Origin of the sequence: Streptomyces sp. Y1, from assembly GCF_041053115.1 — a bacterium.
Lineage (GTDB): Bacteria > Actinomycetota > Actinomycetes > Streptomycetales > Streptomycetaceae > Kitasatospora > Kitasatospora rubellomurina.
Genome location: NZ_CP163445.1, coordinates 3,004,772 through 3,019,099, shown reverse-complemented (window position 1 = coordinate 3,019,099; position 14,328 = coordinate 3,004,772). Strand labels below are relative to the sequence as shown.

Annotated in this window: 15 protein-coding genes; 6 read left to right on the top strand and 9 right to left on the bottom strand. The window is 72.2% G+C overall.

What is annotated here, in order from left to right; translation table 11 throughout:
- Positions 1-517: 517 nt before the first annotated feature.
- Complete coding sequence (locus AB2U05_RS12655; protein ID WP_369183237.1) at positions 518-3,475, bottom strand: BTAD domain-containing putative transcriptional regulator; 2,958 nt, start codon at positions 3,473-3,475, stop codon at positions 518-520.
- Positions 3,476-3,689: 214 nt separating this feature from the next.
- Between AB2U05_RS12655 and AB2U05_RS12650 the strand changes: the two genes are divergently transcribed.
- A complete protein-coding gene (locus AB2U05_RS12650; protein ID WP_045697690.1) occupies positions 3,690-3,974 on the top strand; it encodes a hypothetical protein in 285 nt (94 codons plus the stop codon).
- Positions 3,975-4,236: 262 nt separating this feature from the next.
- Here the strand turns inward: AB2U05_RS12650 and AB2U05_RS12645 are convergent, their stop codons facing one another.
- Positions 4,237-4,440, bottom strand: a complete 204-nt coding sequence (locus tag AB2U05_RS12645) for a hypothetical protein (protein ID WP_045697688.1) — start codon at positions 4,438-4,440, stop codon at positions 4,237-4,239.
- Positions 4,441-4,641: 201 nt separating this feature from the next.
- Between AB2U05_RS12645 and AB2U05_RS12640 the strand changes: the two genes are divergently transcribed.
- A complete protein-coding gene (locus AB2U05_RS12640) occupies positions 4,642-5,400 on the top strand; it encodes a GntR family transcriptional regulator (protein ID WP_045709366.1) in 759 nt (252 codons plus the stop codon).
- A gap of 15 nt (positions 5,401-5,415) precedes the next feature.
- Here the strand turns inward: AB2U05_RS12640 and AB2U05_RS12635 are convergent, their stop codons facing one another.
- From AB2U05_RS12635 to AB2U05_RS12625, 3 genes are all read right to left on the bottom strand, one after another.
- Positions 5,416-5,841: a PIN domain-containing protein gene (locus AB2U05_RS12635; protein ID WP_369183236.1), complete on the bottom strand. Its 426-nt coding sequence runs from the start codon at positions 5,839-5,841 to the stop codon at positions 5,416-5,418.
- Complete coding sequence (locus AB2U05_RS12630) at positions 5,838-6,071, bottom strand: type II toxin-antitoxin system VapB family antitoxin (protein ID WP_369183235.1); 234 nt, start codon at positions 6,069-6,071, stop codon at positions 5,838-5,840. Before AB2U05_RS12630 ends, AB2U05_RS12635 begins: the two co-directional genes overlap by 4 nt.
- 134 nt (positions 6,072-6,205) lie before the next feature.
- Positions 6,206-7,873: a fumarate hydratase gene (locus tag AB2U05_RS12625; protein ID WP_045709367.1), complete on the bottom strand. Its 1,668-nt coding sequence runs from the start codon at positions 7,871-7,873 to the stop codon at positions 6,206-6,208.
- A gap of 146 nt (positions 7,874-8,019) precedes the next feature.
- Between AB2U05_RS12625 and AB2U05_RS12620 the strand changes: the two genes are divergently transcribed.
- Complete coding sequence (locus tag AB2U05_RS12620) at positions 8,020-8,811, top strand: DUF1707 domain-containing protein (RefSeq protein WP_369183234.1); 792 nt, start codon at positions 8,020-8,022, stop codon at positions 8,809-8,811.
- A gap of 261 nt (positions 8,812-9,072) precedes the next feature.
- Positions 9,073-9,516, top strand: a complete 444-nt coding sequence (locus AB2U05_RS12615) for a WhiB family transcriptional regulator (RefSeq protein WP_369183233.1) — start codon at positions 9,073-9,075, stop codon at positions 9,514-9,516.
- Positions 9,517-9,610: 94 nt separating this feature from the next.
- On the opposite strand, the gene glpX is transcribed toward AB2U05_RS12615, so the two are convergent.
- Positions 9,611-10,651 carry a class II fructose-bisphosphatase gene (glpX, locus tag AB2U05_RS12610; protein WP_045697680.1) on the bottom strand — a complete coding sequence of 347 codons (1,041 nt, stop codon included), beginning with the start codon at positions 10,649-10,651 and terminating at the stop codon, positions 9,611-9,613.
- 235 nt (positions 10,652-10,886) lie between these two features.
- Between glpX and AB2U05_RS12605 the strand changes: the two genes are divergently transcribed.
- Entirely contained in the window at positions 10,887-11,402 is a 516-nt protein-coding gene (locus AB2U05_RS12605) for a DUF4245 domain-containing protein (protein WP_045697678.1), read from the top strand.
- Between the two features lie 77 nt (positions 11,403-11,479).
- Here AB2U05_RS12605 and AB2U05_RS12600 read toward each other — a convergent pair whose 3' ends face one another.
- Together AB2U05_RS12600 and AB2U05_RS12595 are read right to left on the bottom strand one after the other, a co-directional pair.
- Positions 11,480-12,082: a malonic semialdehyde reductase gene (locus tag AB2U05_RS12600; protein WP_045697677.1), complete on the bottom strand. Its 603-nt coding sequence runs from the start codon at positions 12,080-12,082 to the stop codon at positions 11,480-11,482.
- 109 nt (positions 12,083-12,191) lie between these two features.
- Positions 12,192-12,449, bottom strand: a complete 258-nt coding sequence (locus AB2U05_RS12595; protein ID WP_369183232.1) for an exodeoxyribonuclease VII small subunit — start codon at positions 12,447-12,449, stop codon at positions 12,192-12,194.
- 113 nt (positions 12,450-12,562) lie between these two features.
- Here AB2U05_RS12595 and AB2U05_RS12590 point away from each other — a divergent pair, with 113 nt between their 5' ends.
- Positions 12,563-13,051 carry a GNAT family N-acetyltransferase gene (locus AB2U05_RS12590; protein WP_045697673.1) on the top strand — a complete coding sequence of 163 codons (489 nt, stop codon included), beginning with the start codon at positions 12,563-12,565 and terminating at the stop codon, positions 13,049-13,051.
- A gap of 10 nt (positions 13,052-13,061) precedes the next feature.
- Here AB2U05_RS12590 and xseA read toward each other — a convergent pair whose 3' ends face one another.
- Positions 13,062-14,303 carry an exodeoxyribonuclease VII large subunit gene (gene xseA, locus AB2U05_RS12585; RefSeq protein ID WP_045697671.1) on the bottom strand — a complete coding sequence of 414 codons (1,242 nt, stop codon included), beginning with the start codon at positions 14,301-14,303 and terminating at the stop codon, positions 13,062-13,064.
- Between the last annotated feature and the right edge of the window lie 25 nt (positions 14,304-14,328).

Here is a 14,328-nt window from a genome sequence, read left to right as displayed (position 1 = left end):
ACCGAGGGGGAACGCATCGGATATCCGTCCGGTCGTCACGATGAGAGGCACCCTTCCACCCGTGGCCTCCGCCCGCACTGTCCCGCCTGGTGGGCCGGGGCGCCCAGGGCTCCCCGCACCAACGGACGGACCGTACTTCGACACGCTGCCGGCAGACACTCGTGTGTGTACTGGCATCCGAGAATATGCGTGATCACTGCGCCGTGGGGTCCCTTTCCGGCCAACTCGTCATGCTTGGGCCGATGTGGGCGGGCTTGCGGAAGCACGACGGTGCGGGCCAGGGGAGCACGTTTGGCCCCGCACGCCGCATGGCGCGCCGGGGGTGGCGCACCCGACCTGCGGAAACACCCGGTCCGTGGACGGACGAGGCGGCGTTTATCGAACGTCAATCGCGCCGGTGCACAGTGGACCCAGCGCCGGGGAAGCGTTGAGGGCGCTCCCGCAGCCGGGGGGCTGCGGGAGCGCCGACGCGCGGATCGGGGGAGGTGTTCCGCTGGGGGGCGGAGGCCTCAGGGCGCTAGGGGAGGGGAAGAGGAGGCTCGGTGTGCTGTCGGGAGATGAGGTCTGCCACAGGGGAGGCCTCGGGCACACCGAGCCGGACGAAGATCGCGTGCGCCTCGGTGAGACACGCGAGCCCACGCGCCGGCTGGGCGAGGGCGAGCAGTGCCTCGCCGAGCGCGGCGTTGGCCAGGCCCTGGCAGTAGGCGGAGTCCATCTCCTGGCCGATCGCCAAGGAGCCGCCCGCTGCTTCGGCCGCGTCGGCGTGCTGACCAGCGGCGAGTAGGGCGGAGGCGAGCCGGGCGAGGGTGTAGCCCTCCCAGAGGGGGTTCTGCTGGGACTGGTAGAGCTGATGGGCCTCTCGGAGGTGGGGGACGGCCTGGGCGCCGGGGAGCACCACGCCGAGCTGGTAGAGGGTCTGGGCGAGCAGCGGGCCGTTCTTCGACTCCCGCGCCGCAGCCACGCCGTCGCTGGCCGACCGGATCGCCGTCCCGGTCATGCCGAGGCGGTGCTGGACCCGGGCGATGTTGCCGACGATCCGGGCCTCGGCGGTCGGGCTGCCGACGGCCCGGCTGGTGGCTCGGGCCTGTTCGAGGAACGACAGCGCCTCGGCCAGCCGGGTGCCGAGGCTCAGGATCCAGCCCAGCGTGTTGGCCGTGGCCAGCAGCAGGACGGACGGATCGTCCGGTGCCTGGTGGTCGAGGCTCCGACGCAGCGAGACCTCGGCGCCGTGGAAATCACTGGTGACGGACTGGAGAGTGCCGAGCGCGAAGTACGCGCGGGCGCACACGGCCGAGTCGTCGTGCGGCTCCGAGTCGTGACCGATGGCCTCCAGGATCCGGAGCAGGCGCGGTCCGCAGGTCGGGTCCGGGTCGATGCTGAAGAGGTAGTTGACCAGGTCGACGGCTGCTCGTTGCAGAGCTCTGGGGCCGCCGGCGGCAGCCTCGAACGCGCTGAGCAGCAAGGCGCCCTCGGCGTGGAGCCAGTCCTGCGCGGCCTGGCTCGTCGGCAGATCGAGCCCGGGCGAAACAGAGGTGGTCAGTAGCTCGGGCAGTGGGTCGTCCGGCTCGATGACCTGGGCCGCGTTGCGCAAGGTCGGGATCAGCAGATCGAGCAGACGCAGCACCGCCTGTTCCTGTACCTCGGTGTCCCCGATCCGTTCGTTCTGCCGCTGGGCGTAGAGCCGGAGCAGGTCGTGGTAGCGGTAGCGGCCAGGGGTGAAGCACTCAAGCATGTTCGCCTCGACCAGCGCCTCGGTGAGGTCCTCGGCGGCGAGCTCGTCGACACCGAGGAGCGCCGCGGCTGCCGCGAGCGGAATGTCGGGGGAGTCGATCAGGGCGAGCAGTCGAAAGGCGCGGGCCTCGGCTGCGGACAACTGTCCGTAACCAAGTCCGATGGTGGTCTCCACGGCGAGGTTGCCGAGCTGGAGTTCGTCCAGGCGTCGTCGCTGATCGGCTAACCGACGGGCCAGGTCCGAGACGCTCCAGCGCGGGCGGCTGGCCAGACGAGCGGCAGCGATGCGGACCGCCAGCGGCAGGAAGCCACACGCGGTGACCACCTGCATGGCCGCCTCCAGCTCGGCGGCGACCCGCTGTTCCCCGACGATGGCCGAGAACAGCGCCAGCGCTTCCTCCGGCGTCAGCTCCTCCACGTCGAAGAGCTGCGCTCCGGGGATGCCGGCCAGCCGGGAGCGGCTGGTGGCCAGCACGGCACAGCCGGAGACGCCGGGGATGAGCGGCCTGATCTGTTCGGCGTCCCGCGCGTTGTCCAGCAGGATGAGCATCCGGCGGCCGGCCAGCTGCGAGCGGTAGAGGGCCGCGCGCTGGTCGAGCGAGTCGGGGCTCTCGGTGACGCCGAGCGAGTGCAGGAAGTCGCCCAGGACGACCACCGGATCGGCCGGCGAGGTGCCCGCCCCTCGCAGGTCGACGTACAGCTGGCCGTCCGGGAACTCCGACCGGACGCGGTGGGCGACGTGGACGGCGAGGGTGGTCTTGCCGACGCCCCCGATCCCGGCCAGCGAGGTCACCACCACGGCCTGGCCGGTGGCGTTCTGGAGGACCGCCGAGAGGTCGTCCACGAGCTCCGCTCGGCCGCTGAAGTCCAGTACGTCGGCGGGAAGTTGAGCGGGGACCGGCGGCGCTGTCGGGCCGTCCTCCCGTAGGACGGGCGCGGGGGCGGCCGGGAGGACGAGCTTCGGGTCGGCGGCGAGGATGCGCGTGTGCATCGTGGACAGGCCGGCGCCCGGCTCGACTCCGAGTTCGTCGATCAGCAGCTTGCGGGTGTCGGTGTAGACGCCGAGCGCTTCGGCTTGGCGCCCGCAGCGGTACAGCGCCAGCATCAGCAGCTCGCGCGGGCGCTCGCGCAGCGGGTGCTCGGCCGTCAGGTTGTTGAGTTCCCCGACGACTTCGGCGTGCAGGCCGATGTCGAGGGCGGCGGCGCAGAGCTCCTCGGAGGCGGCCACCTGGCGTTCGGCCAGCCGCGCCCGCTGGGCGTCGGCATAGGGGCCGGGGACGCCGGTGAGCGGACGGCCGCTGAACAGCTGGAGAGCCTCGGCGAGGAGTCGGTGCGCCTCGTGCCGGTCTCCGGAGGTCCGGGCGGCCGCGGCGTCGGCGGACAGCCGCTCGAAGACCGTCAGGTCCAGGGCGTCGTTCGGGATGCGCAGCGCGTAGCCGTCCGCGATGGAGACCAGCACCTCGGAGGGCCTGCGGATCTCCCGACGGGGGTCGATGACGGAGCGCAGCCGGGAGACGTAGGTACGCAGCGCGGCCACGGCCTGGGTCGGCGGACGGTCGCCCCACAGTGCGTCGACGAGGTCCTGCGTGGTGACCGGGCGACCGGACTGCAGCAGGAGGGTGGTCAGCACGGCCTGCTGCTGGGGGGATCCGAGCGAGAGCGGTTTCCCGTCGAGCCATGCCTGGACCGGACCCAGGACCTGGAAGCGCAACGCAGATGCCTGCGGCGTCTCCCGAAACTCCATGAAGTCCCCCGATGGCCTGTGGTGTCGATCTCGTGAAAGGGCGCTCGGCGGTCCGCCGCGGTGCTTCAGCTTAGGCGGACGCCCGACTCTGCCGGACGGCCCCGCAAGCCGCACGCTGTTTATCGGACATTTAATCAACCCTACGATACTGTCCCCGCGCCCGCGCCAAGCAGGTCGGGCTCAACACAATTGATGACTGAAAGGCGGCCGCCCAATGGCCAACAACCAGAGCGAGACCCCGGTGCCGTCGACGCCCGAGAACGCGGCGCCGACCCCGGCCCCGGCTGCCGCTGTGGAAGCCGGCCAGGCTGTCGAGGGCGCGGTGGCAGCGACCTCGAACCCGACCGAGTACAGTGCGCCGGATGCGGACCGGAAGGACGCCTTCGAGAACGGCGCCTTCGGCGATGAGGCCGAGCACGTGGAGGGGCCCGCCAAGCCCGTCGGCGACGAGCCGGGCAAGACCTACGAGCCGGAGAGCGTCGTCTCCGGCTGCCCGTAAAGAGGTGCGCCCGAGCGCCCCTGCGCCCCCGTCCGGGCGCGGGGGCGCTTTCGTAATGGCCGCGCCAATTCGGAGAAAGCGTGCCCGGGGCGTGCCCGCCGGGTGGCCGAATCCCGTCCGCGGTGCACGCATGGTGACCGTGGTTATCCGTAACGTGCCCGGCGGTGTCGGTGGATCGTTCCGGAATTCCGGATTCATCGGGCGATTGATCAGCCCGAAATGCTGTAGTTTGCCTGGTTTTTGCCAGATTACCGGATTGATCTCATTCGGTTGAGCCCTGCGGCCCGCCCGCCGGGGAGACGTGGTCCGGTTCGACGGCCCATTCGCGGCCGCCGCCCTCGGGGCGGAGGTAGTGCTCGCCGCCGATGGTGTCCATGTAGATGCCGGTGCGACCGGATCGCCGGTCGAGGACGAGTTCACCCACCTGCGGCCGGTAGGCCGGGGCGTTGCGCTGACGGGTGCTCATCGCGCTGCTCCTTGCTCTGGTGCGGGCGCGCGGCCGGTGGGGGCGCGTCCTGGTCGCTGTCCGTGCGTGTGCGTGCCTGCTGCTCGGCGACTACCCAGCATCTCTAGAGAAGCTAATATCTCTAGAGATGTCAACGGTCGTATCTCCTTATCAAGCGACCGGAGGCGCGCCTAGGATTCACCCGAGGGAGAGGGAGCGGCGATGAGCGGCAGCAGCGGCGAGAAACAGCCCAAGTACCAGCGGATCGCCGACACGCTGAAGGCGGCGATCGACGCCGGCCGCTACCGCGCGGGGGACCGCCTCCCCGGCGAGAACGACCTCATGGACGAGTACGGCGTCGCCCGGATGACCGCCCGGCAGGCGCTCGGCGTGCTGCAGAGCGAGGGCATCGCCGAGGCGCGGCGCGGGGCCGGGGTGTTCGTCCGGGACTTCCGGCCGCTGCGCCGGCGCGGCATCCAGCGGCTGGCGCAGGGGCAGTGGGGGTCGGGGCGGTCGATATGGTCGGCGGACATCGACAACCGCACCCTGGTGGTCGACCAGGTGTCCGTCACCGAGCGCGGCGCGCCCGAACACGTGGCACGCGTGCTGGGGGTGGACCCGGGCGCGCCGATGTGCGTGCGGCACCGCCGCTTCGTGCTGGACGGCAAGCCGGTGCTGCTCTCCACCTCGTACCTGCCGGCCCTGCTGGTCGCCGGGACGGCGATCACCCGCGAGGACACCGGCCCGGGCGGCACCTACGCCCGGCTGGCGGAGATCGGCGCGAAGCCCGTCCACTTCCGCGAGGAGGTCCGCTCCCGGATGCCCAGCGCGGAGGAGTCCGCCCGCCTCGACCTGTCCGCCGGCACCCCGGTCATCCTGATCTGCCGCACCGCCTTCGCCGACGAGGGCCAGGTCGTCGAGCTCAACGAGATGATCCTCGACGCCGCCTCCTACGTCCTGGAGTACGACTTCGACGCCTGAGTGCTGCGGCGCCGGTCAGCCTGCGGTCGACCGGCGGATATCTCGTTCTCGGAATTCGGTGACCACCCGGGCCACGGTGGCGAAGTCGTCGTCGAGGTGAAGCACGGTCATGTCGTGGTGGACGGCGGTTCCGGCCAGGAGCAGGTCGGCCAGCCCGGCCGCACGGTGCTGGCCTTTCTGGGTGAGCTTGTACTGAGCGGTGTCGATCCAGTCCCAGATCGCCTTCGGAACGCTGACGGCCGGGCCGAACAGCGCCGCCAGCTCGTCCTCCAAGTCGTCCCGGTGGGCCGAGTTCCTGGCGGAGAAGAGGATCTCGGTGCGGGTCGACTTGCTGATCCTGATCAGACCGGACTCGATGTGCCCCCGCCACTGCGACCGAAGCCCTCGATCCGACATCAGCCGGACGTAGGCCGAGGTGTCGATCAGGAAGCTGTCGATCATTCGGCTTCCTCGCGCTGTGCCCGCTTGCGGGCCTCGTACACCCGCATCGTCGGCTCGAACTCGCCGGCGGCGGCTCGGCGGGACAGCTTCTCCAGGGCTTCCAGTCTCTTCAGGCGGTTGACGTAGTCGGCGAGGGCATTGTTGATGGTGTCCTTCTTCGTCGTCGCCCCCATCAACCGCATGGCCTCCGCCAGGACGGCGTCATCGACATCGACATTGGTCATGCTCATCAGGCACCTCCATGGGTGATGTGGGTGATCCACCTGCTTTATCCACATTACCCACGAGCGGCGTCCTCGAGACGAGGAACCGCCCCGGCCGCAGGGGCGGCCGGGGCGGTCGTGGGGCGCGTGGGGCGTGCGGGTTACTCCTTGGAGCGGACGCGCAGGTTGGTGATCAGCGGGCCCTCGGTGGTCTCGCGGAAGAAGTCGTTGCCCTTGTCGTCGACGACGATGAAGGCCGGGAAGTCCTCGACCTCGATGCGCCAGACGGCCTCCATGCCGAGCTCGGCGTACTCCAGGACCTCGACCTTCTTGATGCAGTCCTGGGCGAGGCGGGCGGCCGGGCCGCCGATGGAGCCGAGGTAGAAGCCGCCGTGCTGGGCGCAGGCATCGGTGACCTGCTTGCTGCGGTTGCCCTTGGCGAGCATGACCATGGAGCCGCCGGCGGCCTGGAACTGGTCGACGTAGGAGTCCATCCGGCCGGCCGTGGTGGGGCCGAAGGAACCGGAGGCGTAGCCCTCGGGGGTCTTGGCCGGGCCCGCGTAGTAGACCGGGTGGTCCTGGAGGTACTTGGGCATGCCCTCGCCGGCGTCCAGGCGCTCCTTGATCTTGGCGTGGGCGATGTCGCGGGCGACGACCAGGGTGCCGGTGAGCGAGAGCCGGGTCTTGACCGGGTACTTGGACAGCTCGGCGCGGATCGCGGACATCGGCTGGTCGAGGTCGATGCGCACCACGTCGTCGTCGAGGTGTTCGTCGGTGGTGTCCGGCAGGTACTTGGCCGGGTCGGTCTCCAGTTGCTCCAGGAAGACGCCCTCGGCGGTGATCTTGCCGAGCGCCTGGCGGTCGGCGGAGCAGGAGACGGCCATGGCGACCGGCAGCGAGGCGCCGTGGCGCGGCAGCCGGACGACGCGGACGTCGTGGCAGAAGTACTTGCCGCCGAACTGGGCGCCGATGCCGATCTTCTGGGTCAGCTCGGTGACCTTGGCCTCCAGCTCCAGGTCGCGGAAGCCGTGGCCGGTCTTGGCGTCGCCCGAGGTCGGCAGGTTGTCCAGGTAGTGCGCGGAGGCGTACTTGGCGGTCTTGAGGGCGTACTCGGCGCTGGTGCCGCCGATCACGATGGCCAGGTGGTACGGCGGGCAGGCGGCGGTGCCGAGGGAGCGGATCTTCTGCTCCAGGAACGAGAGCATGCTCGCCTCGTTCAGGATGGCCTTGGTCTCCTGGTACAGGTACGACTTGTTGGCGGAGCCGCCGCCCTTGGCCATGAACAGGAACTTGTAGGCGTCGCCGTCGGTGGCGTACAGCTCGATCTGGGCCGGCAGGTTGTTGCCGGTGTTCTTCTCGTCCCACATGGTCACCGGGGCCATCTGGGAGTAGCGCAGGTTGAGCTTGGTGTACGCGTCGTACACGCCGCGCGCGATCGACGCCTCGTCCGCACCGGAGGTGAGCACGTTCTGGCCGCGCTTGCCCATCACGATCGCGGTGCCGGTGTCCTGGCACATCGGGAGGATGCCGCCGGCCGAGATGTTGACGTTCTTCAGCAGGTCGAGCGCGACGAAGCGGTCGTTGGGACTGGCCTCCGGGTCGTCCAGGATGCGGCGCAGCTGGGCGAGGTGGGCGGGGCGCAGGTAGTGCGAGATGTCGTGCATCGCCTCGGCGGTGAGCAGGCGCAGCGCCTCGGGCTCGACCTGGAGGAAGGTGCGGCCGCCGGCCTCGAAGGTGGAGACGCCTTCGGAGGTGAGCTTGCGGTACGGGGTCGGGTCAGCGCCCAGGGGGAGCAGGTCGCTGTACTCGAAGTCTGGCGTGGGAGCCATGGGGGCGGTCCTTAGGTTTCCAGTGATCCGGCTGCGTCGGCGAAGCACCATCCAGGGTAGGACCCGTCGTTCGCGCGCATGCGGACAGGTCGGCCTTGCGTGACCGGGCTCACTCGGGCAGGAGTGCGAGCGACTAGGCTTGGCCCGTGGACAACTCGCCGCCGCAGGACGATCCGGGGCAGCCGTCGGTGCCGGCGCCCGTACCGCTGACCAAGCCCGAATCCCGGCCCGAGCCGCCGCTCCCGCAGACCCCGGCCCCGCAGACCCCGGCCCCGCAGACCCCGGCTCCGCACGCCCCGGTGGCGGAGGCGGACCTGCGGGTCTCCGACGCCGACCGCGAGCGGGTCGCCGAACTGCTGCGGGACGCCTACGCCGAGGGCCGGCTGGACGCCGAGGAGCACGCGGAGCGGATCGAGGCCGCGTACCGCGCCAAGACCTTCGGCGAGCTGGCGCCGCTCACCCGGGACCTGCCCACCCACCGGCCGCTCTCCTTCGAGAAGCAGGCCGCCCCGGCGTCGGCGCCCCGCCCGGGGCCCCGGCTGCCGCCCGCGCGCCACGAGGCGCCGTCGATGGTGGCGATCTTCGGCGGCGCGTCCCGCAAGGGCCGCTGGCGGGTGGGCTCGCACCTGCGGGCGTTCGCGGCGTTCGGCGGGGTGGAGATCGACCTCACCGACGCGGTGTTCGAGTCCCCCGAGGTGGAGATCGAGGTGACGGCGCTGTTCGGCGGGGTCGACATCCGGGTGCCGGAGAACGTCAGCCTGCACGGCGGCGGGGTCGGCATCTTCGGCGGGTTCGACGTCAAGGAGCAGACCGCGGCGGACCCGTACGCGCCGGTGGTCCGGGTCAAGGGCGTTGCGGTGTTCGGCGGTTGCGAGGCCAAGCCGCGCCGCGGCAAGAAGATCACCGAGTGGGTGCGCAAGCAACTCGGCTCGGAATAGCGCATGTTGGCTGGAAACAGCGCCCGGCCGGGGTCAACTCCCGGTCGGGCGTTCGGCGTTGCCGTGGGTGCACTCCGTAGCCGATTGCGTGCAGGGTGCATGAATCGGGGCCGGGCGGGGTAGGTCCTTCCGCACATCGCTTCTCGTACGGCTGCGCACCGGAGGCGGCCCGGCGGCCGACCCGAGGGTTGGACAGCGGGGGCTCGCAGCCGGGCAGGGGAGCGTGCCCCCGTGTCCGAGAGCCTCGTCAGGAGTACGGCCGTGCTGCATCCGATCGAGTCCCGCACCACCTCGCCAGTCACCGCCGCGCGGCTGCTGGAGCGCCCCCGCGAGGTCCCGCCCCAGCCGTCGTCGCCGGGCGGTGCGGCGGGCGCCTCCGCGGGTGCCGGGGCCGGCGAGGACAACCCCTGGCACACCGGTGCGGCGTGCCGCCGGGACGAGGTGGGGCTGTTCTTCGCGCCGTCGAAGGAGCCCACGGCGGCGCGGCTGGCGCGGGAGGAGCAGGCCAAGCGGGTCTGTGCCCGCTGCCCGGTGCTGCTGGAGTGCCGCGAGCACGCGCTGGCCCAGCCGGAGCCGTACGGCGTGTGGGGCGGGCTGACGGCCGCCGAGCGGCGGGTGGTGCTGGCCCGGCGCCGCCGCCGGGACGCGGAGCTGCGGGAGGCGGCCCGGGTGTCGGCGGCCGCGCGCAGCCGGATAGCCGGGTGAGGCCGGGCCGGAGACCCGGCCCCGACCCGCGGACGTGCCGCGGCCCCGGCGGAGGGGGATTCCGCCGGGGCCGCGAACCGCGTCCTCCCGGGCCTCAGTTGGCGCGGTCGAAGTCGATCGCGCTGTAGGCCCGCAGCTTCGACAGCTTGTGGGTGGAGTGGATCTCGCGGATCGTGCCGCTCTTGGAGCGCATCACCAGCGAGCTGGTGGTGGCCGTCTCGGAGCGGTAGTGCACGCCGCGCAGCAGCTCGCCGTCGGTGATGCCGGTGGCGACGAAGAACACGTTCTCGCCGCTGACCAGGTCGTCGGTGGTGAGCACCCGGTCGAGGTCGTGGCCGGCGTCGATGGCCTTCTGCCGCTCGGCGTCGTCCTTGGGCCACAGCCGGCCCTGGATCACGCCGCCCATGCACTTCATCGCGCAGGCGGCGATGATGCCCTCGGGGGTGCCGCCGACGCCCATCAGCAGGTCGACGCCGGTGCCCTCGCGGGCGGCCATGATGGCGCCCGCCACGTCGCCGTCCGAGATGAACTTGATCCGGGCGCCCGCCTCGCGGATCTCCCGGACGAGGCCGTCGTGGCGCGGGCGGTCGAGGACGACCACGGTGACGTCCTCGACGGCGCTGCCCTTGGCCTTGGCGACCCGGCGGATGTTGACGGCCGCCGGGGCGGTGATGTCGACGAACTCGGCGGCCTCCGGGCCGGCGACCAGCTTGTCCATGTAGAACACGGCGCTGGGGTCGAACATGGTGCCGCGGTCGGCGACGGCCAGCACGGCCACCGCGTTGTTCATGCCCTTGGCGGTCAGCGTGGTGCCGTCCACCGGGTCCACCGCGACGTCGCACTCGGCGCCGGTGCCGTCGCCGACCCGCTCGCCGTTGTAGAGCATCGGCGCCTCGTCCTTCTCGCCCTCGCCGATGACGACCACGCCGTTCATCGAGACGGTCGAGACGAGCGTGCGCATCGCCTTCACGGCGGCGCCGTCCGCTCCGTTCTTGTCGCCGCGGCCGACCCACCGGCCGGCGGCCATCGCGGCCGCCTCGGTGACGCGGACGAGTTCGAGCGCGAGGTTGCGGTCCGGAGCCTCCGGCGCGACCTCCAGGGCACTGGGAAGGTGGTGCGGGTACTGCGTGGTCATCGTCGTTACCTCTCTGTACGCGACGGCCAGTGAGCGCCCGACTACTGCCTGGTCGAACGCCGTGGTGAGGGTCCTGCGATCGTATCTGCCCACGAGATGACTGTCTGTGGCGCGGGTCCCCCTCGGGGTGCGGAATCGGCCGCTTCGTCCGCCTTCACCCGGACGTGGACCCCCTGGTGGCGGCGCCGGTGTGGGGATGGGTCACCATGTGGGGGTGGCTGGAGAGAGCAAGGGCATGAGGGGTCGGCAGAGCGTGCGGGACATGGTCCTGTCGATGCTGGCGGTCGGTTTCGTCGTCGGGGTCGGGTACCTGTTCCTGCCGCACGACGCGGGCAAGGACCCGGTGCACCCGGTCCAGTACCGGGTGGAGGCGGCCTCGGCGAAGCGCGCCGCGCCGTACCAGCTGCTGTCCCCGGAGGGGCTGCCCGACCAGTGGCGGGCCACCTCCGTCAGCTACCAGCCGGCCGCGATCAGCAACGGCAAGGGCAACGCCTGGCACCTGGGCTTCGTGACGCCCTCCGGCCAGTACGCGGCGGTCGAGCAGAGCGACGTCCCGCGCGACGCGCTGCTCGCCGACAAGGTCGCGGGCGGCACGCCGGACGGCAGCGAGCAGGTGGCCGGCCGCACCTGGGACCGGGTGCAGGGCGAGAAGGCCCGCGCGCTGGCCGTCCACGACGGCACCGGGGCGACGGTGCTCACCGGCACCGCCTCCTACGAGGAGCTGGCCGTCCTGGCGCAGGCGCTCAAGTAGGCCCGGCGCTCCCGAGCACGCCGAAGGGCCCGCACCCGGACGAACCGGTGCGGGCCCTTTCGCGTGCGCGGGGCGCGTCAGACGGTGGTGACGACCTCGTCGTAGGACAGGCGCGGGGAGCGCGGGTAGAAGGCGTCCTCGGCCGGCTTGCCGATGTTGACCACGGTCAGCACCGAGTGGTCGCCGTCGCCGAAGAACTCCTTGTTGATGCCCTCGGCGTCGAAGCCGGTCATCGGGCCGGCGGCCAGGCCGGCGGCGCGGATGCCGATGATGAAGTAGGCGGCCTGCAGCGAGGCGTTCAGCGCGGCGGCGCCCTCGCGGACGGCGCGCTCCGAGAAGAAGACGTCCTTGGCCTGCGGGAAGTGCGGGAACAGGGTCGGCAGCTCCTCGTGGAACTCGTTGTCCGCGGCGAGGATGGCGACCAGCGGGGCGGCCGCGGTCTTGGCCTTGTTGCCGTCCGACATGTGCTGGACGAGGCGCTCGCGGCCCTCGGCCGAGCGGACCAGGACGATGCGCAGCGGCGTCTGGTTGAAGGCGGTCGGGCCGTACTTGATCAGGTCGTAGATCGCCTTGACCTGCTCCTCGGAGACCGGCTCGTCGGTGAAGGTGTTGGCGGTGTGGGCCTCGCGGAACAGCAGGTCCTGGGCGGCGGCGTCGAGAACCAGGGCGTCGGTGGTCATGCTTCTGCACCTCATGCGGGAGGGGTGGTCACGGGTTGACCGGCGAGGCCGATCACACCGTCCAACATAGGTGAAGATTCAACGATTCCCCAAGCGAGTGTGACGCGCGTCACATCTCGCCCGGCTCTGTGCCCTCCTCGGCGGCCAGTGCGGCGTCCAGGCGGGCCCGGGCGCCGTCCAGCCAGCGCTGGCAGACCTTCGCCAGCTGCTCGCCACGCTCCCACAGAGCCAGCGACTCCTCAAGGGACGTCCCGCCGTTCTCCAGCTGCCGGACGACCTCCACCAGCGCGTCCCGGGCGTGCTCGTAGCCCAGCGCGTCGTCCGGGGTCGGCGCCGCCGCGCCCTGCTGCTCCTGCTGCTCTGCCATGCGTGCCAGCGTAGGGGCTGGCGCCGACAGGGGCGGCCCGCGCGCCGACCGCGGCGGGCCCGCGCCGCGAAACTCGGGTGCACCCGCTCGGCCCGGGCGCTAGCCTCCGCCGCATGACCGAGGTCCGACCCGCCGTCCCCGCCGACGCCGCCGAGCTGGTGCGGCTGCGCAACCTGATGTTCGAGGCGATGCCCGGCATGGCCGCCCTGGCCGGGCCCGGGCCCTGGCAGGCCACCGCCGAGCGGATCCTGCGCGAGCGCCTGGCCGTCCCCGCCGAGCGGCTGACCATGCCGTCCTTCGTGGTCGACGACCCGGAGCGGCCCGGCCGGCTCGCCGCCTGCGCGGTCGGCACGCTGGAGGAGCGGCTGCCCGCGCCCGGCAACCCGGAGGGGCGGTTCGGCTTCGTCTTCAACATCTGCACCGACCCCGGTCACCGGCTGCGCGGCTACGGCCGGGCCTGCACCGAGGCGCTGCTGGACTGGTTCGACGGCCGCCGGGTCGGCCGGATCGACCTGCACGCCACCAGCGGCGGCGAGGCGCTCTACCGCAGCCTCGGCTTCGGCGAGCACTCCATCGCGCTGTCCCGCCAGCGCTCCTTCTGAGCGTTCCTGTTCAGCGCTCCCGCTGGTTGGCGGCCCGGTCGGCGGCCGCGGCCACGGCCACGTCGAAGCCGCCGCCCGCCACCCGGGCGTGCAGCCCCTCCCCGGCCGCGACCTGCGCCGGGTCCGTCACCACCGAGCCGTCCGCCCGCTGCAGCACCGCGTAGCCGCGCTCCAGCGTGGCCGCCGGGGAGAGCGCGACCACCCGGGCCAGGGTGTGCCCCAGGTCGCTCTGCGCGTGGTCCAGCCGGTGCCGCAGGGTGCGCCGGGCCCGCTCCAGCAGGCCCTCGACCTCCTGGTGGCGCCCGTCCAGCATCCGGTGCGGGGCGGCCACGGACGGGCGGCTGCGCAGCCCGTCCAGCCCGTGCTGCTCGCGCTCGACCCGGGCCCGCACGTGCCGGCGGGCGCGGTCGCGCAGCTGGCGGACCTTGGCCAGCTCCTCGCCGACGTCCGGGACCACCCGCTTGGCGGCATCGGTCGGCGTCGAGGCCCGCAGGTCGGCGACGAAGTCCAGCAGCGGCTGGTCCGGCTCGTGCCCGATCGCGCTGACCACCGGCGTACGGGCGGCCGCGACCAGCCGCACCAGCCCCTCGTCCGAGAACGGCAGCAGGTCCTCGACGCTGCCGCCGCCCCGCGCCACGATGATCACGTCCACCTCGGGGTGCTCGTCCAGCTCCCGGACGGCCGCGCTCACCCGCTCCACCGCGCTCACCCCCTGCACCGGGACGTTGCGCACCTCGAACCGGACGGCCGGCCAGCGCCGCCGGGCGTTCTCCAGCACGTCCCGCTCGGCCGCCGAGCCCCGCCCGGTGACCAGCCCGACGCACTGCGGCAGGAACGGCAGCCGCTGCTTGCGCCCCTCCGCGAACAGCCCCTCCGCGGCGAGCCGCCGCTTCAGCTGCTCCAGCCGGGCCAGCAGCTCGCCCAGGCCCACCGGCCGGATCTCCGCGGCCCGCAGCGACAGCTGCCCGCGCGCCGCGTACCACTCCGGCTTGGCGTGCACGACGACCCGCGCGCCCTCCTGCACGACGTCGGCGACCTGGTCGAACACCGAGCGGAAGCAGGTCACCGTGAGCGACACGTCCGCCTGCGGGTCGCGCAGGGTCAGGAACACCACGCCCGCCCCGGGCCGCCGGCTGAGCTGGGTGATCTGCCCCTCCACCCACACCGCGCCGAGCCGGTCGATCCAGCCGCCGATCAGCGCGGAGACCTTGCCGACCGGGAGCGGGGCTTCGGGGGAGCTGGAGTTGGCCATGCGTACGAGGCTAGCGGCGCGCGCC